The 24088-nt window shown below is 67.4% G+C and carries 24 protein-coding genes and 1 pseudogene; 21 read left to right on the top strand and 4 right to left on the bottom strand.

Features of this window, described 5'->3' with window-relative positions; all coding sequences use genetic code 11:
• Positions 1-43 precede the first annotated feature (43 nt).
• Positions 44-583: an RNA 2',3'-cyclic phosphodiesterase gene (thpR, locus tag ACFOOR_RS07195; protein WP_343164923.1), complete on the bottom strand. Its 540-nt coding sequence runs from the start codon at positions 581-583 to the stop codon at positions 44-46.
• Positions 584-809: 226 nt separating this feature from the next.
• Between thpR and ACFOOR_RS07190 the strand changes: the two genes are divergently transcribed.
• Positions 810-1559 (top strand): Bax inhibitor-1/YccA family protein, encoded by a 750-nt coding sequence (locus ACFOOR_RS07190; RefSeq protein WP_343164924.1) that lies wholly within the window; start codon positions 810-812, stop codon positions 1557-1559.
• 94 nt (positions 1560-1653) lie between these two features.
• Here the strand turns inward: ACFOOR_RS07190 and ACFOOR_RS07185 are convergent, their stop codons facing one another.
• Positions 1654-1944: a DUF2794 domain-containing protein gene (locus ACFOOR_RS07185; RefSeq protein ID WP_343164970.1), complete on the bottom strand. Its 291-nt coding sequence runs from the start codon at positions 1942-1944 to the stop codon at positions 1654-1656.
• A 410-nt stretch (positions 1945-2354) separates the two neighbouring features.
• Here ACFOOR_RS07185 and ACFOOR_RS07180 point away from each other — a divergent pair.
• The 5 genes and pseudogenes from ACFOOR_RS07180 to ACFOOR_RS07160 all read left to right on the top strand — a co-directional run.
• Positions 2355-3071, top strand: a pseudogene (locus ACFOOR_RS07180) (ABC transporter ATP-binding protein); the annotation flags it as partial.
• The gene (locus ACFOOR_RS07175; protein ID WP_343164926.1) at positions 3068-3841 is read left to right on the top strand and encodes an ABC transporter permease; all 774 of its coding nucleotides are present in this window, start codon (positions 3068-3070) and stop codon (positions 3839-3841) included. The pseudogene ACFOOR_RS07180 and the gene ACFOOR_RS07175, both read left to right, overlap by 4 nt.
• Entirely contained in the window at positions 3838-5688 is a 1851-nt protein-coding gene (locus ACFOOR_RS07170) for a Gldg family protein (protein WP_343164927.1), read from the top strand. Before ACFOOR_RS07175 ends, ACFOOR_RS07170 begins: the two co-directional genes overlap by 4 nt.
• Positions 5685-6719 carry a DUF4340 domain-containing protein gene (locus tag ACFOOR_RS07165; RefSeq protein WP_343164928.1) on the top strand — a complete coding sequence of 345 codons (1035 nt, stop codon included), beginning with the start codon at positions 5685-5687 and terminating at the stop codon, positions 6717-6719. The genes ACFOOR_RS07170 and ACFOOR_RS07165 overlap by 4 nt, the downstream gene beginning before the upstream one ends.
• Positions 6709-7083: a VOC family protein gene (locus ACFOOR_RS07160; RefSeq protein ID WP_343164929.1), complete on the top strand. Its 375-nt coding sequence runs from the start codon at positions 6709-6711 to the stop codon at positions 7081-7083. The genes ACFOOR_RS07165 and ACFOOR_RS07160 overlap by 11 nt, the downstream gene beginning before the upstream one ends.
• Positions 7084-7365: 282 nt before the next feature.
• On the opposite strand, the gene ACFOOR_RS07155 is transcribed toward ACFOOR_RS07160, so the two are convergent.
• Together ACFOOR_RS07155 and acnA are read right to left on the bottom strand one after the other, a co-directional pair.
• On the bottom strand, positions 7366-8094 hold the full coding sequence (locus tag ACFOOR_RS07155; protein WP_343164930.1) for a DUF1223 domain-containing protein: 729 nt from the start codon (positions 8092-8094) through the stop codon (positions 7366-7368).
• An 80-nt stretch (positions 8095-8174) separates the two neighbouring features.
• Entirely contained in the window at positions 8175-10856 is a 2682-nt protein-coding gene (gene acnA, locus ACFOOR_RS07150) for an aconitate hydratase AcnA (RefSeq protein WP_343164931.1), read from the bottom strand.
• A 165-nt stretch (positions 10857-11021) separates the two neighbouring features.
• Here acnA and ccmA point away from each other — a divergent pair, with 165 nt between their 5' ends.
• The 15 genes from ccmA to ACFOOR_RS07075 all read left to right on the top strand — a co-directional run bounded on the left by ccmA (position 11022) and on the right by ACFOOR_RS07075 (position 24087).
• Entirely contained in the window at positions 11022-11645 is a 624-nt protein-coding gene (gene ccmA, locus ACFOOR_RS07145; RefSeq protein ID WP_343164932.1) for a heme ABC exporter ATP-binding protein CcmA, read from the top strand.
• Positions 11642-12310: a heme exporter protein CcmB gene (locus tag ACFOOR_RS07140; RefSeq protein WP_343164933.1), complete on the top strand. Its 669-nt coding sequence runs from the start codon at positions 11642-11644 to the stop codon at positions 12308-12310. Before ccmA ends, ACFOOR_RS07140 begins: the two co-directional genes overlap by 4 nt.
• Before the next feature lie 77 nt (positions 12311-12387).
• Complete coding sequence (locus ACFOOR_RS07135; protein ID WP_343164934.1) at positions 12388-13254, top strand: DUF3298 and DUF4163 domain-containing protein; 867 nt, start codon at positions 12388-12390, stop codon at positions 13252-13254.
• Positions 13255-13318: 64 nt separating this feature from the next.
• Positions 13319-14053 (top strand): heme ABC transporter permease, encoded by a 735-nt coding sequence (locus tag ACFOOR_RS07130; RefSeq protein WP_343164935.1) that lies wholly within the window; start codon positions 13319-13321, stop codon positions 14051-14053.
• On the top strand, positions 14053-14208 hold the full coding sequence (ccmD, locus tag ACFOOR_RS07125; protein ID WP_343164936.1) for a heme exporter protein CcmD: 156 nt from the start codon (positions 14053-14055) through the stop codon (positions 14206-14208). The genes ACFOOR_RS07130 and ccmD overlap by 1 nt, the downstream gene beginning before the upstream one ends.
• A complete protein-coding gene (locus tag ACFOOR_RS07120) occupies positions 14205-14726 on the top strand; it encodes a DsbE family thiol:disulfide interchange protein (protein ID WP_343164937.1) in 522 nt (173 codons plus the stop codon). The genes ccmD and ACFOOR_RS07120 overlap by 4 nt, the downstream gene beginning before the upstream one ends.
• A 69-nt stretch (positions 14727-14795) precedes the next feature.
• Entirely contained in the window at positions 14796-15437 is a 642-nt protein-coding gene (locus ACFOOR_RS07115) for a hypothetical protein (RefSeq protein ID WP_343164938.1), read from the top strand.
• Positions 15438-15695: 258 nt separating this feature from the next.
• Positions 15696-16433, top strand: coding sequence for a hypothetical protein (locus ACFOOR_RS07110; RefSeq protein WP_343164939.1), 738 nt, complete (start codon positions 15696-15698; stop codon positions 16431-16433).
• Positions 16430-17056, top strand: a complete 627-nt coding sequence (locus ACFOOR_RS07105) for a hypothetical protein (protein WP_343164940.1) — start codon at positions 16430-16432, stop codon at positions 17054-17056. The genes ACFOOR_RS07110 and ACFOOR_RS07105 overlap by 4 nt, the downstream gene beginning before the upstream one ends.
• A 280-nt stretch (positions 17057-17336) precedes the next feature.
• The gene (gene trmD, locus ACFOOR_RS07100) at positions 17337-18041 is read left to right on the top strand and encodes a tRNA (guanosine(37)-N1)-methyltransferase TrmD (RefSeq protein ID WP_343164941.1); all 705 of its coding nucleotides are present in this window, start codon (positions 17337-17339) and stop codon (positions 18039-18041) included.
• 3 nt (positions 18042-18044) lie between these two features.
• The gene (gene rplS, locus ACFOOR_RS07095; protein ID WP_343164942.1) at positions 18045-18419 is read left to right on the top strand and encodes a 50S ribosomal protein L19; all 375 of its coding nucleotides are present in this window, start codon (positions 18045-18047) and stop codon (positions 18417-18419) included.
• A gap of 125 nt (positions 18420-18544) precedes the next feature.
• Entirely contained in the window at positions 18545-20164 is a 1620-nt protein-coding gene (locus tag ACFOOR_RS07090; protein ID WP_343164943.1) for a tetratricopeptide repeat-containing sulfotransferase family protein, read from the top strand.
• Complete coding sequence (locus ACFOOR_RS07085; RefSeq protein ID WP_343164944.1) at positions 20161-20877, top strand: NAD-dependent deacylase; 717 nt, start codon at positions 20161-20163, stop codon at positions 20875-20877. The genes ACFOOR_RS07090 and ACFOOR_RS07085 overlap by 4 nt, the downstream gene beginning before the upstream one ends.
• Positions 20874-22475 carry a tetratricopeptide repeat-containing sulfotransferase family protein gene (locus ACFOOR_RS07080; protein WP_343164945.1) on the top strand — a complete coding sequence of 534 codons (1602 nt, stop codon included), beginning with the start codon at positions 20874-20876 and terminating at the stop codon, positions 22473-22475. Before ACFOOR_RS07085 ends, ACFOOR_RS07080 begins: the two co-directional genes overlap by 4 nt.
• Entirely contained in the window at positions 22465-24087 is a 1623-nt protein-coding gene (locus ACFOOR_RS07075) for a tetratricopeptide repeat-containing sulfotransferase family protein (RefSeq protein WP_343164946.1), read from the top strand. The genes ACFOOR_RS07080 and ACFOOR_RS07075 overlap by 11 nt, the downstream gene beginning before the upstream one ends.
• Position 24088: the final 1 nt, after the last annotated feature.

Genomic DNA, 24088 nt, shown 5'->3' with positions numbered 1-24088 from the left:
GAAGCCGCTCGCGTCCCTCCCCTTGAAGGGGAGGGAAGAGGCTTCATCCCAGCGGGTATTCCGCCTCGACGCGATAGAGGTTCGGCGCATTCTCGCGCGGGTGGCTGGAATAGAGGCAGAAGCGGTCGACGGTGAAGGCGGGCGTGGAAAACAGTGCGCAACGGCGCTCGAAGGCCAGCACCCGTTCCACTTCGGTGCGCTTCAGATAGGCCAGCGTGACATGCGGCGTGTAGCGCCGCTTCTCCGCCACCAGCCCGGCGCGGCGGGCCGCCCGGTCACAGGCCTGTGCCAGCAGCATCAGCGAGGGGTGGGATTCCACCCCGATCCAGATCGCGTGCGGGTCGGTCTTGCCGAAACTTCCCGCCCCCTTGAGCGCAAGCTGGAAGGGCTGGACACGCGCGCAGGCCAGTTCCGCGTCGAGGTCCTCGGCCGTCGCCTCGTCCATGTCGCCGAAGAATTTCAACGTGATGTGGAAATTCTCGCGCGGCGACCATTTCGCGCCCGGCACGCCCTTCTGCAGATGCACGAGGCGTTCCGCGATCTCGTCGGGGACGGGCAGGGCGGCGAACAGACGCAATGACATGGCGCGGCGGACATCCCTCGGCGGACGCAAAAATCCAGTGAAGGCACGCTATAGGGCGATTTCGTGACACTGGCTGCGGACAGGGCCGCCGACCCGCTAGGGGGGATTCACCCCCGCCTCCGTCTCCCCTTGTCACCCGGCGGCTCTGCACCGATATTGACCCCGGAACCGGACTGCGCGTCATCCCGCGCGCGGCCGGAATGGTTACTGAAAGCGAGACTGAGAAATGAACGAATTTTCCCGTGGCTATGCCGGCTCGCAGACGATGGACATGTCCGTCGATGCCGGGCTGCGCAGCTTCATGCTCGGTGTCTACAACAAGCTCGGACTCGGCCTGATCGTTTCGGGCCTGCTGGCTGTCGCGACCTCGCAGGTCCCGGCCGTCCGCGACCTGCTGTTCACCGTCCAGGTGACGCAGCAAGGCGCTTCGATCGGCCTGACCGGGCTTGGCATGATCGTGCAGTTCGCGCCTCTGGTGCTGCTGTTCGGCTCGATGTTCCTGATGAAGAACCCGACGGCACGCGGCGCCGGCCTGCTCTACTGGGCGGTCGTGTCCTCGATCGGCGCGTCGCTGGGTCTGGTTCTCCTGATCTATACCGGTGAGAGCGTGGCCACGACCTTCTTCGTGACGGCGGCGGCCTTTGGCGGCCTGTCGCTGTTCGGCTACACGACCAAGAAGGATCTGTCGGCGATCGGCAGCTTCCTGATCATGGGCGTGATCGGCCTGCTCATCGCGATGGTCGTGAACATGTTCCTGCAGAGCCCGGCGCTGATGTACGCCATCTCGGCGGCTGGTGTGCTGATCTTCTCGGGCCTGATCGCCTGGGACACGCAGCGCCTGAAGGCGACCTATTACGCGCTCGGCGGCGACCAGCGCGGCATGGCGGTCGCGACCAATTTCGGGGCGCTGTCGCTGTACATCAACTTCATCAACCTGTTCCAGTTCCTGCTGATGTTCCTCGGCAACCGGGAATAGGAACGCGGTTGTCCGGGTTTCCCGCGCAAGCGGGAATCCGGAACCTGGTGCAATATTCGGGTCCCCGCCTGCGCGGGGACCCCATTTTTTTCGACTATTCCACCACGCGGAAGCGGCGGCGGTCGAAGAAGGCCAGCAGGCTGGCGATTTCCTGACCGCGTTTCAGGATCGTTCCGCCGGGGGCGAGAATCTGCCACGCGCCCTGGCGGCGCGCATCGGCGGGCGTCTTCACGATGCGGTAGAGCGGGTGTTCGCTGGTGCGGCGGTAGACGGAGAACACCGCCTGTTCCTTCATCGCGTCGATGGCGTAGTCGCGCCACTCGCCCGCCGCGACCATGCGGCCGTAGACGCGCAATATGGCGTCGAGCTCCCGCCGGTCGAACATCACCTTGCCGGATTGCCTGAGGTTCGCGGGACTTCCCGTCACGCGCGACTCCTTTCCGCCATCATTCGCCTCTCAGGTGTAGCGCGGCTCCACCGCCCGAATCCTTAATTACGGACATTTCATCACATGCCCCATTCCGGTCAAATTTCGGTCGCCGGAGCGCCGCATCGCCCGGCGACCGTCCCAGTCGTCGGCCGGGCGGCCAATGGGACGGATCCAGGTTTCAGACAGCCCCCCCAGCCCCCCGGATTCGCGCCTTCGTCCGGCCGGCACCCTCCATTGACCGCTCCGTCAGGACCTGCCCAAACCGCGTCTGGCCAAGCCGCGCGCAGCAAGGTAACGCTTGTCTCCCTCACCACGCCGAGGAAGGGCTGACACCAGACATGCTCGCCGTCGAACAGCTGAAGAAGCGTTTCGGGACCCGCAAGGCGGTGGACGGTGTGAGCTTCACCGTCGCCCCGGGCGAGGTGCTGGGCTTTCTCGGCCCCAATGGCGCGGGCAAATCGACGACGATGCGGATCATCGCCGGGCGGCTGGAGCCCGATGGCGGGCGGGTGCGCGTCGGCGGCAACGACACGGTCGCGAACCGCCGCGCGGCACAGGCGCTGACCGGTTATCTGCCGGAAGGCGCGCCGGCCTATCCGGCGATGACGCCCTTCTCCTTCGTCGAATTCTGTCTTGCGGCGCGGGGCTGGCACGGCGCGGCGCTTAGAGCCGCGCGCGATCTCGCGCTCGACCGGGTGCATGTCGGCGACCATCGTCATGACCGGATCGCGACCCTGTCCAAGGGCTACAAACGCCGCACGGCTCTGGCCGCGGCGATCGCGCACGATCCGCCGGTTCTCATTCTCGACGAGCCGACCGACGGGCTCGATCCGAACCAGAAGGACGAGGTGCGCTCGCTGATCCGGGCTATGAGCGCCGACAAGGCGATCGTGATCTCGACCCATATCCTCGAGGAAGTCCCGGCGGTGTGCAGCCGGGCGATCATCATCGACCGGGGGCAGATCCTCGCCGATGCGACGCCGGAGGAAATCGCCGCGAAGACCGGGTCGGGCCGGCTCGACGATGCCTTCCGCAGCCTGACCACCGGGCGCGACCGGCGCGGACGGGAGGATGCAGCATGAGCGCGGAGGGCCGTTTCGTTCCGTCCGGCTGGCCGGGCCTGAAAGCCGTCGTGCGGCGCGAACTCGGCGCGTATTTCACGACGCCGCTGGCCTGGGTGTTTCTCGCGGCCTTCGCGTTCGCGGCCCCGGCCTTCGCCTTCAATGTCGGGCGCTTCTTCGACACCAACCGGGCCGATCTCGCCCCGCTCTTTGCCTATCTGCCGTGGCTGCTCATGATCCTGATGCCGGCGCTGGCCATGCGCGCCTGGGCGGAGGAACGCGAGCTCGGCACGATCGAGACGCTTTTGTCCCTGCCGATGCCGCTGTGGGCCGCATCGCTCGGGAAATTCCTCGCCGCCTGGTCGGTGGCCGGGCTGGCGCTCGCGGCCACCTTTCCGATGTGGATTGCGGTCAACTGGCTGGGCGCGCCCGATAATGCCGCCATCGCGGTGGGCTATCTCGGAGCCCTCCTGCTGGCCGGGGCGCACCTCGCCATCGGACAGGCGCTGTCGGCAGTCACGCCGAACCAGGTCGTCGCCTTCGTGATGGGCGTGCTCGTCGCCTTCCTGCTGACCATGGCGGGCCTGCCCTTCGTTACCGGAGCGCTGTCGTCCTCGGTTCCGGCCTGGATGGTCGAGGCCGTGGCCCACATGAGCGCGCTCGACCGCTATGCCGCGTTCGAGAACGGCGTCGCGCGCCTGCCGGACCTCGTCTACTTCCTCAGCCTGATCGCGGGCGGGGTGACGGCGGCGGGCCTGATCGCCGGTTCGACGCGGGAGGGCGGACGATGAGCCGCAAGCTGCATCTCGCCCTGATGCTGATCGGCCTCGTGATCTCGGTCATCGCGGTCAACATGATCGCCGCGAACTGGCTGTCGCGGGTGCGGATCGATGCGACGGAAGCCGGGCTCTACCGCCTCTCCGACGGAACGCTCGAGACGCTCGACGAAATCGGCGAGCCGGTGCGCTGGACCTTCTACTATTCGCGCCGGGCGGCGGCGGACTATCCCGCCATCCGCGCCTATGGCGCGCGGGTGCGCGAGCTTCTGCAGAGCTATGAGGCGGCGGCGAACGGGCGGATCCGCCTCGTAGAGATCGACCCGGAAGCCTTTTCCGAGGACGAGGACGCGGCGATCGAAGCGGGGCTGACCCCGGCGCCGATCGGCGAGGGCCAGCGGCTTTTCTTCGGTCTCGTTGCCGAGGACAGCGTCGACCGGCGGCTGGCGATCGCCTATTTCGCGCCGGAGCGCGAAGCACTGCTGGAATACGAGCTGACGGCGATGCTGGGGAATCTGGTGCGGACCGAGACACCGGTCCTCGCCATCCTGACCGGTCTGCCGCTGGCCGAGGACGCGCCGGCCAGGCTGAACAGCCGCATCGTGCAGCAACTGGAAGCCAGTTACACGATCGAATGGGTCGACCGCAGCTTTGTGGAATTGCCCGACGCCGACGCGATGCTGATCGTGCATCCTCCGCGCCTGTCCGACGCCCAGCTCTACGCGATCGACCAGTTCGCCATGCGGGGCGGGCGCATCGTCGCCGCGCTCGACCCGATGGCGCATGTCGCGCTGCGCCCCGGCCCTGACGGCCTGCCGCCGGTCAATGCCCGCCGCTCGAGCGATCTGGGCGCGCTGACGCAGACCTGGGGCGCGGTGTTCGACCCCGATGTGACGGTGATGGACCGCGAACTGGCTCTGCCGGTGCAGGTCAATGAGGGTGGACGGGTGCGCGTGCGGTCCTATCCGCTGTGGTTCGCGCCGGGGCCGGAGCAATTCTCCCAAACCGACCTGGCGATGGCCGGCTTTTCCCGGGGCATCAATCTCGGCTCGCCCGGCATGGTGACGCTTGAAGAGCGCGCCGGCGTGCGCGCCGAAGCGCTGGTCACGACCAGCGCGGACGCGGCGCGCTATCCCGCAGAGCAGGCCGCCAGCAATCCCGGACCCGACGCACTGGCCGAGGCTTGGCCGGAAGAGAGCGGACGCTACGTGCTTGCGGCGCGGATTTCCGGCGTGCTGCCTTCGGCCTTCCCGAACGGCCCCCCGGAGGGCGCGGAACGCATCTTCGATGTGGCCGAGCATCTGCCGCAGGCCAATGGCCCGACGGATGCGGTGGTGATCGCCGATGCCGACTGGCTTGATGACAGCTTCTTCCTGACGCGCGATGCGCAATTCGGGGACAGCGTTGTCGCCGACAACATGTCCTTCGCGCTCAACCTCGTCGACATGGCGCTGGGCAATCGCTCGCTCGTCGGGCTTCGCGCCGCGCCGTCCTCGGCGCGGCCGATGACGCGGGTGGACGATCTGCGCGAACGCGCCGAGGCGCGCTATGTCGAGGAACAGGCCGCGCTGCAGGCCGGGATCGACGAGGCGCAGGAGCGGCTGGCCGCGCTGGAAGACCCGTCGGCGACCGCCGAAGCCGCTGACCTCGCGCCGGAGGAACGGCTCGACGAGGTGAACCGGCTGCGTGACAATATCGCCTCGGCCGAACAGCGCCTGCGCGAAGTTGAACGTGATTTCCGCCGTGATATCGACGCGCTCGACAATGCGCTGCGCCTGTGGACGTTGTGGCTTCCGCCGCTTCTCATCCTGCTTTTCGGACTTGGCCTGACCGGTTGGCGGCGCTGGAGGGCGCGGCCGTGACGCTGTCGCCCGAACAGACGCGGCTGCGCGAGGTCATCCTGACGGGATGCGTGGCCCTGGTCCTGTTCGCCCTGGGTCTGGCAGGCTTCCTGCTGACCGGAGGCGAGGACGACCTGCCCGCGCGCAGCGGACCGGTCCTGCCGCGCCTCGCCGGCGATCCGGGCGCGGTCTACACGATCGAGATCACCACGAAGGAAGACCGTTTCGTACTGCAGGAAGACGGCGAGGGCTGGGTGTTGCTCGGCCGCGGCGGCTATCCCGCCGATGCCGGCCTTGCCGCGCGCCTGATCTCCCGGCTGGCCGCGCTCGAATACGCGGGACCACGCACCGCCGACCCGCAACGCCACGCCCTGCTCGGACTTCAAGCGCCCGAAGAAGGTGGAGATGCCACTTCGATCGTGCTGCGCGATTTCGAGAGCCAGGTCGTCGGCGAGGTGCTGGCCGGCGCCCGGCGCGGCGAGCGCGGCACCTATCTGCGCCTGCCGGGCGAGGACCAGGCCTGGGCGGCGGACGGGGTTCTTCCGGCGATCGCGACGCCGCAGGACTGGATGAATCTCGACTTCCTGGCGCTCGGTACGGACTCGATCGCGCGCGCCTATGTCGTGCCGGTCGACGGGCCGCCCTACTTCCTCGAACGCCCCGGCCTCAGCCAGCGCAATTTCGCCCTGCGCGCGCCCGCTGGCTGGCAGTTGATCACGCCCGGGGCGGGCAATGGCACCGGCACGGTGCTGGGCCGGCTGCGCTTCCGGGATGTCCGCGCGGCGCAATTCGAGGAGCGGCCGATCGCGCGCTACGAAGCGGAGACCTTTACCGGCCTGCGGCTGGAGATCGCCGTGCATGACACGGGCGGGGCGCGCTGGGCGGTGATCCGTGCCATCGCCCTGACCGATGACGCGATGGAAGACGCGCTGGCGCTCAACAATCACGCCGACCAGCTCGCCTTCCGGCTCAGCGATCTGACCGAAGAGCGGATGATCCGCCCCCTTTCGGAGATCGCCGAACCGGTCACCCGGTCCGAAGATGCGCCTTAACCAGATCACATTGCCGGTGCGCGACATCGCGCGCTCGAAGACCTTCTATCTGACGCTGGGATTCCGGCTGCTGGTCGACAGCCCGCATTATTGCCGCTTCCTCGCGCCGGACGGCGACACGACGTTCTCGATCCATGCCGAAGACGGGGTGATCGGGACCGGTCCGGTCCTTTATCTCGAAAGCGCCGACATGGACGGCGACTTTGCCCGGCTGCGCGCGGCCGGGGTGACGTTCGATACCGAACCGGCGGATGAAAGCTGGCTGTGGCGCGAGGCGTGCTTCCGCGACCCGGACGGGCATTACTGGAAGCTCTATTTCGCGGGCGGGAACCGCGTGAACCCGCCCTGGCGGGTGACGGGTTAGGCTCAATTCCTCTCCTGTTTGACGCTCCCCGGTATCGCGAAGCGATGACCGGGGCCCAAAGATTCGAGCGATTTCTGGATCCCGGACCGGCTGCGCCGTCCGGGAAACGTCAATTGAGATGTCCCTGGGGTCCCCATGAAAATGGGGACCTGAATGTCGTGCCAGCTTCGGGTTCCCGCTTTCGCGGGAAACCCAGGGGAAAGGAATCCTCACCCCACCCCGCTCCCGTCTTGCTCACGCAAGCCGCTCGCGTCGCTCCCCTTCAAGGGGAGGGATGGGGTCTCAGTCGTCCCCGTCCTGCTCGAACTCGCCGACGCCGTAGACCGGGCCGCCTTGCGCGCCCTGAACAATGATGACGCCGGACGTGCCCTCGGGCAGGGCAGCGCCGTATTCGGCCTGGCCGCCGGCCCAGTGACCGAGCGGGATGAGGGCGCGGACCGGATTGTAGAGCTGCATGTCGAGCCCGGCATTCTCCCCGGCTTCGATCCCGACCGTGTGCCAGCCGGGTTCGAACACGGCGAGCCAGATTTCCGATGCCGAGGGCGGCGATCCGGACACCTCGATCGTGTGATTGCCGTTGCCCGTCGCCAGCGTGGTGACGTGGACTCCGGCCATCATCGCCATGCGGCGGCGCTGCAGCGCCGACAGGATGGCGTCGGTCTGGCGGCCCTCGGCCTCGGCCGCACCGTCGATCACGAATTGCGGCGTGTAGACGCGCGGCACGTCGAGGCTGGATTTGTAGAGGCGCTGGCGCTCGGTGAAGGCGGGCTGGGCGTAGGTGTCGCGCCAGCCATAAATGTCCCAGTAGTCGACGGCGAAGCCGAGCGCGATCACATCCTCGCGCTCGTCCAGCTCACCGAGATAGAGATTGGCCGCCGGGCAGAGCGGGCAGCCCTGGCTGGTGAAGAGCTCGACCAGGATCGGACGCACCTGTTCCGGCGGGTCCGGCACATGGGCCGGTCCCGCGGCGGCTGTGGCCAGCCAGATGAGGGCCGAGATCACGGACTGCATGATAGCCAGTTAGGCGCTCCCCGCGCGACAGGCCAATCAATTGAGCGTGACCGGCCGCGAGGGGAGTGTGCCCTGAATGACTAGTGCGCGACAAGATTCCTGAGGACGTAATGCAGGATGCCGCCGGCGCGGTAGTATTCGAGCTCGTTCTCGGTATCGATCCGCACCCGCGCCTCGGCCGTCTTCACCGTGCCGTCGGCATTGGTGATGGTGACGGTCAGCAGCTCGCGCGGCTGCATCGTCTCGATGCCGTCCACACTGACCATTTCGTCGCCGGTAATGCCGAGGCTTTCGCGCGTCGCGCCGCCCTCGAACTGCAGCGGCAGGACGCCCATGCCGATCAGGTTGGAGCGGTGGATGCGCTCGAAGCTTTCCGCGATCACGGCGCGCACGCCCAGCAGGACGGTGCCTTTCGCCGCCCAGTCGCGCGACGAGCCGGTGCCGTATTCCTTGCCGGCCACGATGACGAGCGGCGTGCCCTCGGTCTGGTAGGCCATGGCCGCGTCATAGATCGCCATCTGCTCGCCGGACGGGAATTTCTTCGTGTAGCCGCCTTCGATACCGCTCAGCATCTGGTTCTTGATGCGGATGTTGGCGAAGGTGCCGCGCATCATCACCTCGTGATTGCCGCGGCGCGAACCGTAGGAGTTGAAGTCGCGCGGGGCGACCTGGTGGTCCTGCAGATAGCGGCCGGCCGGGCTGTCGGTCTTGATCGAACCGGCCGGGGAGATGTGGTCGGTGGTGATCGAGTCGGCGAACAGGCCGAGGATGCGGGCCTTGGCGATATTGCCCGGCGCGACCGGGTTCATCGTCATGCCTTCGAAATAGGGCGGGTTCTGAACATAGGTGGAGGTGGAATCCCACGCATAGGTGAGACCGCCCTCGACCTCGATCTTCGCCCACATCTCGTCGCCCTCGAACACGTTGGCGTAGCGCGAGGCGAACATGTCGGCGGTCACCGCCTGACGCACAACTTCGGCGACTTCGGCGCTGGTCGGCCAGATGTCGGAGAGATAGACGGGCTCGTTTTCCTCGTCATAGCCGATCGGGTCGTTGTAGAGGTCGACATTCATCGAGCCGGCGATGGCGTAGGCCACGACGAGCGGCGGCGAGGCAAGATAGTTCGCCCGCACATCCGGGTTCACGCGGCCCTCGAAATTGCGGTTGCCCGACAGCACCGAGCAGGCCACGAGGTCGCCCGACTGCACGGCCTTGGCAATCCGGTCCGGCAGCGGTCCGGAATTGCCGATGCAGGTCGTGCAGCCATAGCCGACCAGGTTGAAACCGAGCGCGTCGAGATCGTCCTGCAGGCCGGCTTTCAGGAGATAATCGGTGACGACCTGCGAGCCCGGGGCGAGCGAGGTCTTGACCCAGGGCTTCACCTTCAGGCCGCGCCTGACCGCGTTGCGGGCGACGAGACCGGCGCCGAGCATGACGGACGGGTTCGAGGTGTTGGTGCACGACGTGATCGCAGCGATCACGACATCGCCATGGCCGATCGAATAGTCGGTGCCTTCGACCTGAACCCGCTTGTGGGCCTCGGCCATCTTCTTGAACTCGCTGTCGAGCTGCACGGCGAAGGCGTCGGAGGCGGTCGAGAGCGGCACGCGGTCCTGCGGACGCTTCGGACCGGCGAGCGAGGGCTCGACAGTCGCCATGTCCAGCTCCAGCGTGTCGGTAAAGATCGGGTCGGCAGCGTAATCGGGGCGGTACAGGCCCTGGGCCTTGGCATAGGCCTCGACCAGCTTGACCCGGGACGGGTCGCGGCCGGTGGCCTTGAGATAGGCCAGGGTCTCGTCGTCGATCGGGAAGAAGCCGCAGGTCGCGCCGTATTCCGGGGCCATGTTGGCGATGGTTGCCTCGTCGGCCAGCGACAGGTGGTCGAGGCCGTCACCGAAGAATTCGACGAATTTGCCGACCACGCCGCGCTTGCGCAGCATCTGGGTGACGGTGAGGACGAGGTCGGTCGCGGTCGCGCCTTCCGGCAGCTTGCCGGTCAGCTTGAAGCCGACGACTTCCGGGATCAGCATGGAGACGGGCTGGCCGAGCATGGCCGCTTCGGCCTCGATGCCGCCAACGCCCCAGCCGAGGACCGAGAGGCCGTTGACCATGGTGGTGTGGCTGTCGGTGCCGACCAGCGTGTCGGGATAGGCGATCGTCTCGCCATCCTCTTCTTTCGTCCAGACGGTCTGGGCGAGGTATTCGAGATTGACCTGGTGGCAGATGCCGGTGCCGGGCGGGACGACGCGGAAATTGCGGAACGCCTTGGCGCCCCATTTGAGGAATTTGTAGCGCTCCAGATTGCGCTCGTATTCGCGCTCCACATTGTCCTTGAAGGCATTGGCACTGCCGAACACGTCGACCATCAGCGAGTGGTCGATGACGAGATCGACCGGCACCAGCGGGTTGATCATGTTCGGGTCGCCGCCGAGCTTCTTGGCCGCATCGCGCATCGCCGCGAGGTCGACCACGGCGGGCACGCCGGTGAAGTCCTGCATCAGCACGCGCGCCGGGCGGTAGGCGATCTCATGGTTCGACGTCTTCTCGGTCAGCCAGGTGACCATGGCCTCGATATCGGCCTTGACGACGGTCTTGCCGTCTTCATGACGCAGCAGGTTTTCCAGAAGGACTTTCAGCGAGGCGGGCAGGCGCGAAATGCCTTTCAGCCCGTTCTGCTCGGCGACCCTGAGGTCGAAATAGACATACGACTTGCCGTCGACATCGAGGGTGCGGCGGCATTTGAAGCTGTCGAGAGAGGCCATCTGGAGCGGTTTCCTTCCGATTGGAACGGTCCATCGCACCGCGTGCCGCAGTGCGGAATCGAGCGCGTTTTAGACCCCAAGAGCGTCCCGGGCAATGCATGGTGGTGACGGGCGCGGCAATCGGTTCGCTTGACCGGCCCCGGACAAGCGGCGAAACCGGAGCCAATGGACGCAAGCGGGCAATATTCCACCGATATCCGGGCCGAGGCGCTGACCCTGTCGCGTGGCGGGCGGATCGTCGCCGACGGGCTGTCGCTGGCCGCCGACCCGGGCGGGGCGGTGCTGCTGACCGGGCGCAACGGGGCGGGGAAGACGACGCTTCTGCGCGCGCTGTCGGGCCTGCTTCGTCCCGAAGCCGGGACGGTGACCTTTTCGGGAGCGCCGGCACGGCAGGCCGGGCCGATGGTCACGGCCTGGCTCGGTCATGCCGATGGTCTGAAACCCGGCGAGACGGTGCGCGAGGCCGTCGATTTTGCCGCCGCGCTGCATGGCCGCGATCTGGTTGCTGCCGATTCAGCCCTTGAAGCGCTCGCGATCGATGCGCTCGACGAACGCCCGTGCGGTCGCCTGTCACGCGGGCAAAGCCGCCGTGTGGCGCTGGCACGGGTGCTGCTGTCGGGGCGGCCGGTCTGGCTGCTCGACGAGCCGGCGGGACCGCTTGATGCCGCAGGCCGGGATTTGCTGGCGCAATCGGTTGCGTCGCACCGGGCGCAGGGCGGGGTGGTGATCGCCGCGACGCACCAGCCCCTCGACTGGCCCGGCGCGCAGGTGATGGAGATCGGCGCATGAGCGCAGTCGCCGCCCTGTTTGCACGCGAATTGCGCCTCGCCTTCGCGGGCGGGGGCGGACCCGCCGGGCCGGCGGCCTTTTTTCTGGCGGCGCTGACGCTGGCGCCGCTGGCAATCGGACCGGGCGGACAAGTGCTGGCCGCCGCGGGGCCGGGCGTGATCGCCTTCGCCGCGCTGCTCGCCGTCTTGCAGGGCGCGGAACGGCTTTATGGCGACGACCTCTCGGACGGCACGCTCGACGTCTATCTCCTGTCCGGGCTCGACCCGTCTGTGATCGCGGCGGTGAAGACGCTGGCGGCCGGCGTCGCCACGCTGTGGCCATTGCCGCTGATCGGCGTGCTGGGCGGGATCGCGTATGGACTGCCGCCCGTGGCCGCGCTCTTCCTTGGCGGGTCGCTGGCCTGCGCGCTGCCGGGGCTTGCCTTCATCGCCGGTCTCGCCGGGGCGCTCGCCGCCGGGGTGAAACGGGCCGGGATACTGGTCGCGCTGATCGCCGCGCCGCTGATGATCCCGATCCTCGTCTTCGCGGCGGCGTCGGGCCGGGCGGCGTTCGAAGGCGACAGCCGGGCGGTTGCGAGCCTGATGATCGCCGCGGCGCTGAGCCTGATCGTTTCGGCGTTGTCCCCCTTTGCGATCGGGGCCGTGTTGCGCGCCCGAAGCGAGTAAAATCCGCTTCACGCCCCGTGATTTTTGCCGCGAAACGCCCTAGATTCGCCGGCGTGACCGGCCATCAGGGGGCTTTCATGTCGCGCCGCAGTCTCGTTCCTCTTGCACTCGTGCTGGCCGCCTGTTCGCCGCAACAGGGCGGCGAGGTGGCTTCCCCCGACGTGTCCATATCGGCCGGGAGCGGCGCGGATGCGCCGGCCGCGGTGCCGGCCGGACCGGTCGAGGTGGAGAATATATCGGGACAAAGCGAAGCCGCGACCTGGGAGACGGTGTTCGACGACGGGCTGTCGCAGTATCCCGGTCTTTACGAATATGTCCGCGCGGCCAGCGAGGCGGCGATGCGGGAAATGTCCGAGGCCGCGGCGCGCGATCATGCCAACTGGCAGGAGGACGGGGCGCAGTGGGAGTGGCGGCCCTACGATATCGGCTGGACGTGGGAGATCGTGTGGAGCGACGAGACCCGCGTCAGCGTGTTGCAGTCCTGGTATGAATACACCGGCGGCGCGCATCCCAATCACGGTTCGGGCAGCGTGTTGTGGCTGGTGCCGGAGCAGCGCACGGTCGGCCTGTCCGAACTGTTCGAGGATGGCAGCGAGGGCTCGCCTGCGATGACGGCGCTGCTGGACGCCATTCGCGCCAGTCTGATCGAGCAGAAGTCGCAGCGCCTCGGCGAGTATTTCAATGCCGACGACCAGGGCATGTGGCTCGGCGATCTGACCGCAAGTGCGGAGAGTTTCGGAGCCTTCACCCTGGCCCTCTCGACCGAGCCGGAGCGCGCGGGCGGTCTGATCTTTCATTTCGACCCCTATGCGGTCGGGGCCTATGCCGAAGGCGATTACCGGGTCCTGGTGCCGCAATCACTGTTCCGCGCCGATCTGTCGGCGGACTGGCGGGGCGTGTTCGCGGGCGAACCTGATGTCAGCCCCGAGGATCTGGAGCCGTGACCCGAGGCGGCCTGCGACAGCAGGACGCTTGCCCATCCCGACCTGAGGCCGTAAGCGCGCAGGCATGATCAGCTATCTGGCCAATCCGCGGCGCTTCGACATCTTCGCGCGCTACGCCATCCCGGTGGCGGGCGCGCTGGCGGCGGTGCTGATCGCCGTGGGCCTCTACCTGTCGCTGATCGGTTCGCCGCCCGACTATCAGCAGGGCGACACGATCCGCATCATGTATATCCACGTGCCGGCGGCCTGGCTGGCGCTGGCGCTGTATTTCGCGATGGGGATATCCAGCGCCATCTTCTTCATCTGGCGGCACAATCTGGCGGATGTCGCGGCGGCCTCGATCGCGCCTGTCGGTATGGTGTTCGCCGGCCTCTGCCTGATCACCGGAAGCCTGTGGGGCAAGCCGACTTGGGGCACGTGGTGGATCTGGGATGCGCGGCTGACCTCGATGCTGATCCAGTTCCTGCTGTTTCTCGGCTACATGGCGCTGCGCGGTGCGCTGGAGGACGAGAAGCTGGCCGCGCGGCTGGCCGCCATCCTCGCCATGGCGGGCCTTCTGAACCTGCCGATCGTGAAATTCTCCGTCGATTGGTGGGCGAGCCTGCACCAGGGCGCGACCGTGTTCCGTGACGGCGGGCCGAGCATCGACCCGAGCCAACTGGCGCCGCTGCTGGTCATGGCGTTTGGTCTTACCGCCCTGGCGGCATGGATCGTGATGTACCGGATGCGCAGCGTGATCATGGACCGGCGCGCAAGGGCGCTTAGTCAGGCCCGCGAAGCCCGGGGAGGCGCGGCGTGATGAGCGAGCTTTTTGCCTTTTCCCACCCGGCTTTCATCTGGCCGGCCTATGCGATCACCGCGCTGGGCGTTGGCGGGCTGGTCTACTGGATATTGTCGGAACGCGCCGCGGTGAAGAAACGCCTCGAACGCGAGGAAAGGCGCGCGGCGCGATGAACGGGCTGCGTCTCCTTCCCGCCGGGGTGCTCGTCGTTCTGGTCGCCGTCTTTGCCTGGCTGCTGCTCGGCCCGGAACGGGTCAGCGACGACCCGATGGTTGGCCAGAGCGTGCCGTCGGTCACGCTCGAGGCGCTGCCCGGCCGCGCGGGGTTCGATCCGGCTGCCATCGAAGGCCCCTATCTGCTCAACATCTGGGGCAGCTGGTGTCCGCCCTGCCGCGCCGAACATCCTCTGCTGATGCGGCTCTCGGAAGAAGGCATCCCGATCTATGGCGCGGCCTGGCGCGACAGTCCGGAGAATGCCGGGCGCTTCCTCGCCGAGCTTGGGGACCCCTTCGCCGGCGTGGTGCTCGACCCGCGCGGCGAACTGGTCATCGGGCTGGGCGTCACCGGCGCGCCGGAAACCTTCATCGTCGACGCGGACGGCATCATCCGCGCGCGTCATGCCGGCCCGCTGACGCCGCAGGCGCTGCAGCGCGACATCATACCGGTCTGGAACGAGGTTTCGGGGGAGTAGGCCCCGGTTTTTGCTTCGATCAGCACAACTTTCGCGTTAGTCTTCCCGTCAAAGAGAGGGGAAGGCCGCATGCTGACAACACTGTTTTCGATCCTGCTGACGGCGGGGATGGCACCCGGGAGCGGGCCGTCCGCCGCACCGTCCTTCGCCTTCTGCCAGATCAATGCCGAGCGGCGAGGCGATGCTCCGCCCACGGGTTTCACGGCCGAATGCCCGACCCGGCAGGACGATCACGCGGCGCTGCAGGCCGCCGCCGATCATGCGCTGGCCAGCGTCAATCTCGACCTCAACCGGCGCGAGCGTTTCGCCGTCGCGCGGGAAATGGTGATGGAGCGTGCCGCGGACGGCAGTTGGCATGCCGCCGAGGGCCAGATGCTGATCCGGCCGATGTTCCTCGTGCCACCCAACGAATTCCTGCGCCGCCCGCGCCATTACCGCTGCGACTATGTCGTCTGGCCGGGGCGCGACGGGCGCGGCGAGGACATGGAGATGACCTGCTATGCCGGCGGATCGACCCGGCCCTCGCGCCCGGCGCAGCGCACGATGGAAGATTTCGTCCGGTCCACGCGCTGGGTGCCGACCGGCACGCGCTATTGCTTCACCCATTCCGAAGTGGGTGAAGTGGATGGCACGGACAGCCGCGGCCGGGTGATCGCGGGCGAACCGCTCGATGACAACCTGCCCTGGCCCGACTACTGCCCGGAGTGGTGAGGTCTTCTATACAAGCCAATGATTGAACTCCCCGCGAAAGCGGGCACCCCGGCCGATTGGGGAGCAGGGGTAGCTCCGGAATGCGGTGCGACGCTTTCGGCGCCCCTGACCCGAACCGGTTCGAGGTCCGGGATCGCGCGACGCGCGTCCGGGAATTCAGGAGTTGTTGATCCGGCGGGAGAACGCCAGCCTTCCGGTTTTTGCTTCGATCAGCACAACTTTCGCGTTAGTCTCTTCGGGAAAGAGGGGAGTGCCTTGATGTTGCTGCTGTTTCTAGCCGCCTTGGTCTCACAGGAGATCACCGAACTTCCGTTCAACGCGCCACCGCCACCGGAAGACTGCCGGACTGAAGCGATGTGCGCCGAAGCCGAGGCGATCGTGAAACCCCCAGTTCCCGAGCCTGACGCAGGACCGGCGTCTCCGCTAGACGAGCCGAATATCGCCCGGTGCCGTGTGGAGTATGGCGGGGAAAATCCGGAGATTGGCGGCCCGCGCTCCCTGCGCGCGACATGCTCTGCGGATGCGGAAGAGGCGGATCTGCTGCAGGCTACGGCTGACGCTGCACTCGAGCGCGTTTCCGTGCGCGGAATCGACCGGCATCAGTATGTCGAACTGGCCCGCGATATCCGGTTTCGCTTCGATCCTGACACCCGATCCTATTCCGCCATACCCGGACAGGACTTCATCCGCGGCATCCCGGCGATCCCTCCGCGGATCATGGCGCGCGGCGACAGCTACGCCTGTTCCTTCGGTATCGAGGTCGATGGTGACGGTTCGCCGGACGATCACGAGTTGACCTGCCTTGTCGAGGGAGAGCGGCGCTACGTCTTCATGGGCGATGCCCAGCGCAGCGTCCGCAATGCGATCCGGGCCACCCGCTTCGTACCGACCGGAGAATCCTATTGCCACGCGGATCGCTATGCGATCGAGATCGATGGTTATGGACCGCAGGCCTACATCGATCAGCTGCCGCGCTATTGCGAGGCCGAAGAATGATCGCGGCGGCGCTGCTCATTCTGGCCGCGCCCGTCGAGCCTGCCGCGCCGGCTCCCGATACGCCGGTCCAGTCCTGCGTGATGGTCTATGGCGGCCACGAGCCGGAAACCGGCGGGCCTCGTTCGCTGGCGGCGCAGTGTCCGGCGGGTGCGCCCTATCCGGACCGGCTTCAGGCCGCGGTCGATTCGGCGCTGGACGTTATTCCCCTGGGACGATGGGGCCGGGATCGCGCCTTCCACCTCGCCACGGAGGTTCTCTTCCGGTTCGACCCCGAAACGGCTCGATATCATCCCGAGCCGAGGCAGGTGCTGATCAGTGCCTATCTCGACATCCCGTCCGCGCTGTTTGAAGCCGAAAGAGGGTTTGCCTGCACCGCCGCGACACGGATCGGTCCGGACGGCCGTCCGGGCGAGCCGGATGTCTACTGCCTCGTCGAAGGCGAGCGGCCGCGCACGATCACCCGCGAGGCGGAACGCGCCGCGCGCGATGCGGTGCTGGCGACACGCTACGTGCCGACCGGCGAACGCTATTGCGAGACGATCGAATACACCGCGACGATCCACCGGTCCGATCCGGCGGGCTATGTCGATCAGCTGCCCGACCTGTGCGAGGAGGGGGAGTGATCGCGGCGATCCGGTAAGCAGCCAGGCGTCATTACCGCCCCGGATCGGGGTCAGGGGTAAACTCCGGCGGGAATCCAGAAGGCCCGGAATACTGGACCCCGCCTTCGCGGGGGTGACGGACGATTTTGTGTGACGCTCCCCGGATTCGCGCAGCGAAGTCCGGGGCCCATATTGCTCGCCGCCTGGATCCCGGACCGGCTTCGCCGTCCGGGAAACGTCCGACCGGGCAATCGAAACCCCGACTCGCCCTCGCCTGCCTTCGCTGCTAAACCCCGCCGCCATGTTCAAGGCCAGCGTGCTCACCCTCTTCCCGGATGCGTTTCCGGGCGTGCTCGGCGTCTCCGTGATCGGGACGGCGCTGAACCATGGATTATGGGCGCTAGAGACTGTGGACATCCGGAAGTTTTCCCGTCATAAGCACGCCTCCGTTGACGACACCCCGGCTGGCGGGGGCGCTGGAATGGTGCTTCGCCCCGATGTGGCGGCAACGGCGATCGACGCGGTGACTGCCCCGGACAACGGGGAACGGCCGCTGATCTACTTGACGCCCCGGGGCCGTCCGCTGACCCAGACCCGCGTACGCGAGCTGGCTGCGGGACCCGGCGTTGTCGTGTTCTGCGGCCGCTTCGAAGGCCTCGATGAGAGGGTGATCGAAGCGCGCGGGATGGAGGAAGTCAGTGTCGGCGATGCGGTGCTCGCCGGCGGTGAAGTGGCGGCGCAATACCTCATCGAGGCTTGCGTCAGGCTGATCCCCGGGGTGATCGGGGACCCGGCTTCCGCCGAAGAGGAAAGTTTCGAGGGCGATCTCCTCGAATATCCTCACTACACGCGTCCGCGCGTGTGGGAGGACAGGGAGATCCCCGAGGTTCTGCTCTCGGGTAACCACGCGAAGATCGCGGCGTGGCGGCGGGAGCAGGCGGAGCGGATTACGAAGGAACGCCGTCCGGACCTGTGGGCGAGACACAGCCGGCGCGATGGAGAGTGAGAGATGAATATCGTCGAAGAAATCGAACGCGAGGAAGCCGCGCGCGTTCTCGAAGGCAAGACCATCCCGTCCTTCGATCCGGGTGACACGCTGAAGGTTCACGTGCGCATCAAGGAAGGCGACCGCGAACGTATCCAGGTGTTCGAAGGCGTCTGCCTCGGCAAGAATGGCGGCGGGATCAACGAGTCCTTCACCGTCCGCAAGATCTCGTTCGGCGAGGGTGTGGAGCGTGTCTTCCCGACCCACTCCCCGATCGTCGACAAGATCGAGGTTGTCCGCCGCGGCAAGGTGCGCCGTGCGAAGCTGTATTACCTGCGCCAGCGCGCCGGCAAGTCGGCCCGTATCACCGAGCGCACGACCGGCCGTTCGAACGACTAACAGGATTTCCGGCCGGCCCGTCCGGCCCGGTCAACTGCACAACGCCCGCCGGAAATCCGGCGGGCGTTTTGCTTTGCGCCCCCGGCTCTTGCATAACGGGCGCAGCAGAAAGAGGGATGCCCGGCATGGCCGAGGAGATGAGCGAACAGGTCGCGCTGGAGACGGTGAATGCCGGTCTGCAGATGCTGGGCGCAGGACAGCTGGGCGAGGCCGAGGCCGTCGCCGACGCGGTGCTCGATGCGCGCAAGGACGATCTGATGGGCCTTTATCTCAAGGCCCAATGCCGCCGCGTGGCGGGCGATGCGGAATCCGCGTTGCGCCTGGCGCGCAAGCTGGCCCGCGCGCGGCCGGACGAGCCGGTCATCGCGGTGCTGCTGGCGCTGTGCGTGCTCGACACCGGCGACGGCGAGACCGCGATCAAGCTTCTGAAGAAGGTGCAGGACGAGGGCCGGCCCGATGCCGACCTCAGCTACAATCTCGCCAGCCTGCTCTACGACAAGGGCGACAGGCGCGGCGCGGTCGACGCCTATGACCGGGCGCTGGCGGTCAATCCCGACCACTATTACGCCATTCGCGGCTTGGCCCACACGCTGTCGGAACTGGGCGAGGACCGCCGCGCCGAGGCGCTGGCACTGCGCGTCACCGGCCAGGTGCCGGACGATCCCGTCGCGCTGTCGGTGCTGTGCCGCGCCGATGTGCGCCGCGGCGAACCGGCCAAGGGCGTGGAGCGGATGAAGCTGCTGTGGACGCAGAATCCCGATGCGGTGAACACCGCCATTGCGCTCGGGCGGCTCGGCGAGGCGAAGGAAGCTACTGGCGATTTCGCCGGCGCGTTCGAGGCGTGGAAGACGGCGAATGACCGTCTGCGCACGCATTTCGCTGACCAATATGCCGGCGACAGCGGGGCGTATTCGCTGGATGCGGCGAAGCGGGTGCGGGCGTTCAATGAGGGCCTGACCCCATCCTCGCCCAAGCCGCAGGGTGACGGGCCGGCCCCGGTCTTCCTCGTCGGCTTCCAGCGGGCCGGCACGACGCTGATGGAACAGATCCTGGCCGCGCATCCGGCGATCACGACAACGGGCGAGGATGCCTCGATCAAGCCGCTGGTCGATGCCGCGGGCCGCAGCGAAGCCGAGCTGGCCGAGCTGATGAAGGGCGATGCCGACCGGATGAAGGGGCTGCGCAAGGCGTACTGGAAATCCGCCGGCGGCGCGCCGAAGCCGGGCGCGGTCTTCATCGACAAGCTGCCGCTGAACATGATGTGGCTGGGTGTGATCGCGAACGTCTTCCCCGACGCGAAAATCCTGCTGGCGCTGCGCGACCCGCGCGATGTCGTGCTGTCGGCCTTCCAGCAGCGCTTCGGGATGAATTCGGCGAATTACGCCATGCTGACGGTAGAGGGCACGGCGGCCTATTACGATGCCGCGACCGGCGCCGGGACCGCCGCGATGCGGGCCTTCCCGGACCTGTCGGTGCTGGAGGTCCGCTATGAGGACCTCGTCGGGGATGTCGAGGGGCAGGCGAAACGGATGATCGGTTTCCTCGGCCTCGACTGGGATCCGTCCGTAATGGATTACCGCGAGAAGGCGAAGACGCGAACGATCACCACGCCGTCGGCGACGCAGGTGACCGAACCGGTCTACACGAAGTCGATCGGGCGCTGGAAAGACTATCGCTTCGCGCTGGAACCCGTGCTGCCGACGCTCGACTACTGGGCGAAGCATTGGGGCTATGGGTCCGAATGAAGCCCTCCCTCGTCATCCTGACCGGGGCGGGGATATCGGCGGAATCCGGGCTCGGCACCTTCCGTGACGCCGACGGCGTCTGGTCGAAATTCGACTGGCGGCAGCTGGCGACGCCGGAAGGGTTCGCGAACGACCCCGTCGCCGTGCACGGCTTCTACAATGCCCGCCGGCAGGGCCTTGTCGCGGCCGCGCCGCACGCCGCCCATACCGCGCTGGCGGAGCTTGAGACGGGCTGGCGGGCGTCGGGCGGGGATTTCCTTCTGGTGACGCAGAATATCGACGATCTGCACGAGCGCGCCGGCAGCCGGGCGCTGATCCACATGCATGGCGAATTGTTCAAGGCGCGCTGCGGGGCGTGCGGCACGGTCACGGACTGCCGCACTGACCTGTCGATCGCCGACGCCTGCACCGCCTGCGGCCGGGAGGGCCGGATGCGCCCGCATGTCGTGTGGTTCGGCGAAATCCCGCTCGGGATGGAGGAGATTTTCCCGGCGCTGGAAACCGCGACGCATTTCGCCGCGATCGGAACCTCGGGCACGGTGTGGCCGGCGGCCGGCTTCGCCGAAGCGGCCAAGATCGCGGGCGCGCGGACCTGGGAATTGTCGCTCGAGGCGGGGGAGGGTGGGCATTTCTTCGATGTCACGGACTATGGACCCGCGAGCGAGACCGTGCCCCGATGGGCGAGAACGATGATGGACGAGATCCGCGCATGAGCATTCCCGATCCCCGCCTCTCGGAAGGGCACACACGGCTGCGCATGGGCCGGCCGGAGGAGGCCGAGACGCTGGCCGACGCGCTGATCCGCGACAATCCGGGCGATACCGAAGCGCTCTATCTCAAGGGCATGTGCCGCCGGGCGGTCTATGACTATGCCGGGGCGCTGGAGATTTTCCGCGATCTCGATGCGCGCACGCCGGGCCAGGCCGGCGTGCTGATCTTCCTCGGGCTTGCCCATCAGGGTCTGGGGCAGAGCCGTGAAGCGGAGGCTGCCTTTGCGAAGGCGGAAGCCGCGAACCCCGAACAGCCGCTGGCGGCCTTCTATCGTGGCATGGCGCTGTTCGATCTCGGCAACAAGGCAGGGGCGGTCGCGGCCTATGAGCGCTGCATCCGGCTCGATCCGAACCATGTCGCGGGACTGCGCAGCCTCTCCCATACGCTGCACTCGATGCGCCGTTTCGAGGACGCCGAGGCGGTCGCCGCCCGCGGGCTGAAGCTGGCGGCGGGCGATCCGGTCCTGTCCGCAGTGAAAAGCAATGCCGAGCTGCGCCGCGGCGAAATGCAGAGCGCGCGGCAGCGGATGGAGACGGTCTCGCTGGCGAATGCCTCGCCCGTCAATGCCGCGCTGGCGCTGAAGACGCTCGGCGATGTGCGCGAGGCCGAGGGCGATTTTCGCGGCGCGTTCGAAGCCTGGGCGGAGGCCAACAAGCGCGAGCGCGACTGGGCGCTGCCGGCCTATGGCAATGACGAGACGCCCTATTCGTTGGCCGGGGTGCGGCGGGCGAAGTTCTTCTTCGACAAGGCCGAGGGCCTGACGACCGGAACGGCGGAGGGTCCGTCGCCCGTCTTCCTCGTCGGCTTTCCGCGCTCGGGCACGACGCTGCTGGAAAACATCCTCGCGGCGCACCCGGCGATCACGACCAGCGAGGAAAAGGCGCATGCCTGGCCGGCGCTGGCCGAGACGGGGGAATACCAGGCAAAGCTGCCGGACCTGATGGCGGCGGACGACGCCACGCTGGAACGGCTGCGGTCGGAATACTGGAAGCGCGCCTGTCCGGACGGTCTGCCGGGCGCGGGCGAGGTCTTCGTCGACAAGCTGCCGGCCAATCTGGGCTGGATCGGCCTGCTCGGCCGGCTTTTTCCGGGCGCGAAATTCCTTATGGCGGTGCGCGATCCGCGCGACTGTGTGCTGTCGGCCTTCCAGCAGCGTTTCGCGATGGGCGCGGCGATGTTCCGCATGCTCGACATGGAAGATGCGGCGGCCTGGTATGATGCCAGCTTCGGCGCGGCCGAGGCGGCGCGCCGGGCGATGCCGGGCCTCGACGTGCATGTCGTGCGCTATGAAGACCTCGTCGCCGATCTCGAAGGCGAGGCGCGCAAGGCGATCGCCTTCCTCGGTCTCGACTGGGACGATGCGGTGCTCGACTACCGGGCGAAGGCAAAGGACCGCCAGATCAACACGCCGTCCGGCCCGCAGGTCGACAAGCCGGTCTATTCGGACTCGGTCGGACGGTGGAAGCATTACGCCTTCGCCTTCGAGCCGGCGATGCCCTTCCTGGAAAGCTGGGTGGAGTATTGGGGCTATGAGCACTGATCCCGGCTTCGATCCGAAGCGCGCCATCGAGGCGGGCCTCAGGGCGGTCGAACAGGGCCGTCCCGGGGAAGGTGTGCAGATCGCCGAGGAGACGCTGCGCCGGGCCGGAAAGTATCCGGGCGCCTATTTTCTCATGGCCTGGGCGCTGCGTGCGCTGGGCGAAGCGCAGGAGGCGATCTCCTATGCGCGTAAGGCCGAAAAGGCCGGTGGACGCGATCCGCTGACGCTCAACCTGCTGGCGCTGCTGTACAAGGAGGCAGACCAGTTCGACCTCGCCCGCCGTGCCTGGCAGGACGTGCTGCGCAAGGAAAAGCGCGCGCTCGACGCGGTGCTCGGCATCGCCCGGCTCGACCGCGATCTTGGCCGCTATGACGACGCCTATGCCGGGTTCGAGCGGGCGCTGAAAATGGCCCCGCATCATCCCGACACGCTCGCCTCCTACGCCGATGCCAAGGCGCGCGGCGGGGCGTATGAGACGGCCGGACATATGGCCGCGCACGCGCTGGCTCATGCCCCGGAACACCCGCTGGCACTGGCTGTCTGGGCCGGCGAGGCGCTGAAGACCGAAACCCCGGAGACGGTCATCGCCCGGCTTGAGGCCGGGCTGGCCGCGGGCAAGGGCAATCCTGCGCTGCGGGCGCAGGCGATCGGGCGGCTGGGCGAGGCGCTGGACAAGGCCGGGCGGCATGACGACGCCTTCGCCCGTTACAGCGAAGCCAACCGCCTGCTCTATCAGTCCGCGATCCATGCCTGGGGAGAGATGGATTATTCCCTGCCGCACCTCGTCTCGTTGCTGGGGGCACTACGCGACGCCGCGCCCGCGGCATTGACCGGCATCGAGGACAAGGCGCCGCCCGCGCCGGTCTTCCTGGTGGGGTTCCCGCGCTCGGGTACGACACTTGCGGCGCAAATTTTCGCCGGTCATGACCGCGTGGTGCTGTCCGACGAGCGGGAGAATGCCGGGGCGATCCTCGAAGCCGCGGGCCGCAGCGCGGAGAGCTGGCGCGACTTCCTCGCCATGTCCCCGCAACGGCGCACGGGGCTGCGCCGGGCCTACTGGAAGGCGGCGCGGCCTGAGGGTCCGCTCAGGGATGGCCGCGTGCTGGTCGACAAGCTGCCGGCCAATCTCGCGATGATTGCGGCCCTCGGCGCGGTCTTCCCGGACGCAAAATTCATCGTCATGACGCGCGATCCGCGCGATGCGGTCCTGTCGGCGTTCAAGCAGCGTTTCGAACCCAATCCGTCGACGGTGCACTTCATGACGATCGACACGGCGGCGGCCTATTATGACGCCTCGCACCGTCTGCTGGACGCAGCACAGCGCCTCCTGCCCGGTCTCGATATCCGCTTCCAGTCCTACGAGACGCTGGCAGGATCACCCGAGGTTGAAGGCAAGGCGATGGCCGGGTTTGCCGGGCTCGACTGGCAGGATGGCATGCTCGATGTGGCGGCCCGGGCCGGAGCGGCCGATATCCGTACGCCGTCCGCGCCGCAGCTGCGCGAGACGATCGAGGCGCGTTCGACCGGCCAGTGGAAGCCCTATGCGCGGCAGATGGAGGGCGCAGTGAAAATACTGACGCCGTGGATCGAGCGTTGGGGTGTTTCCGGCTGAC

It is taken from the genome of Hyphobacterium vulgare, from assembly GCF_042643335.1.
Lineage (GTDB): Bacteria > Pseudomonadota > Alphaproteobacteria > Caulobacterales > Maricaulaceae > Hyphobacterium > Hyphobacterium vulgare.
This window is presented reverse-complemented; position numbering and strand designations above follow the sequence as displayed.

Coding starts and splice junctions, on each gene's coding strand:
- thpR (WP_343164923.1), bottom strand. CDS start 583: ATGTCATTGCGTCTGTTCGCCGCCCTGCCCGTCCCCGACGAGATCGCG.
- ACFOOR_RS07190 (WP_343164924.1), top strand. CDS start 810: ATGAACGAATTTTCCCGTGGCTATGCCGGCTCGCAGACGATGGACATG.
- ACFOOR_RS07185 (WP_343164970.1), bottom strand. CDS start 1,944: ATGTTCGACCGGCGGGAGCTCGACGCCATATTGCGCGTCTACGGCCGC.
- ACFOOR_RS07175 (WP_343164926.1), top strand. CDS start 3,068: ATGAGCGCGGAGGGCCGTTTCGTTCCGTCCGGCTGGCCGGGCCTGAAA.
- ACFOOR_RS07170 (WP_343164927.1), top strand. CDS start 3,838: ATGAGCCGCAAGCTGCATCTCGCCCTGATGCTGATCGGCCTCGTGATC.
- ACFOOR_RS07160 (WP_343164929.1), top strand. CDS start 6,709: ATGCGCCTTAACCAGATCACATTGCCGGTGCGCGACATCGCGCGCTCG.
- ACFOOR_RS07155 (WP_343164930.1), bottom strand. CDS start 8,094: ATGCAGTCCGTGATCTCGGCCCTCATCTGGCTGGCCACAGCCGCCGCG.
- acnA (WP_343164931.1), bottom strand. CDS start 10,856: ATGGCCTCTCTCGACAGCTTCAAATGCCGCCGCACCCTCGATGTCGAC.
- ccmA (WP_343164932.1), top strand. CDS start 11,022: ATGGACGCAAGCGGGCAATATTCCACCGATATCCGGGCCGAGGCGCTG.
- ACFOOR_RS07140 (WP_343164933.1), top strand. CDS start 11,642: ATGAGCGCAGTCGCCGCCCTGTTTGCACGCGAATTGCGCCTCGCCTTC.
- ACFOOR_RS07135 (WP_343164934.1), top strand. CDS start 12,388: ATGTCGCGCCGCAGTCTCGTTCCTCTTGCACTCGTGCTGGCCGCCTGT.
- ACFOOR_RS07130 (WP_343164935.1), top strand. CDS start 13,319: ATGATCAGCTATCTGGCCAATCCGCGGCGCTTCGACATCTTCGCGCGC.
- ccmD (WP_343164936.1), top strand. CDS start 14,053: ATGAGCGAGCTTTTTGCCTTTTCCCACCCGGCTTTCATCTGGCCGGCC.
- ACFOOR_RS07120 (WP_343164937.1), top strand. CDS start 14,205: ATGAACGGGCTGCGTCTCCTTCCCGCCGGGGTGCTCGTCGTTCTGGTC.
- ACFOOR_RS07115 (WP_343164938.1), top strand. CDS start 14,796: ATGCTGACAACACTGTTTTCGATCCTGCTGACGGCGGGGATGGCACCC.
- ACFOOR_RS07110 (WP_343164939.1), top strand. CDS start 15,696: ATGTTGCTGCTGTTTCTAGCCGCCTTGGTCTCACAGGAGATCACCGAA.
- ACFOOR_RS07105 (WP_343164940.1), top strand. CDS start 16,430: ATGATCGCGGCGGCGCTGCTCATTCTGGCCGCGCCCGTCGAGCCTGCC.
- trmD (WP_343164941.1), top strand. CDS start 17,337: ATGTTCAAGGCCAGCGTGCTCACCCTCTTCCCGGATGCGTTTCCGGGC.
- rplS (WP_343164942.1), top strand. CDS start 18,045: ATGAATATCGTCGAAGAAATCGAACGCGAGGAAGCCGCGCGCGTTCTC.
- ACFOOR_RS07090 (WP_343164943.1), top strand. CDS start 18,545: ATGGCCGAGGAGATGAGCGAACAGGTCGCGCTGGAGACGGTGAATGCC.
- ACFOOR_RS07085 (WP_343164944.1), top strand. CDS start 20,161: ATGAAGCCCTCCCTCGTCATCCTGACCGGGGCGGGGATATCGGCGGAA.
- ACFOOR_RS07080 (WP_343164945.1), top strand. CDS start 20,874: ATGAGCATTCCCGATCCCCGCCTCTCGGAAGGGCACACACGGCTGCGC.
- ACFOOR_RS07075 (WP_343164946.1), top strand. CDS start 22,465: ATGAGCACTGATCCCGGCTTCGATCCGAAGCGCGCCATCGAGGCGGGC.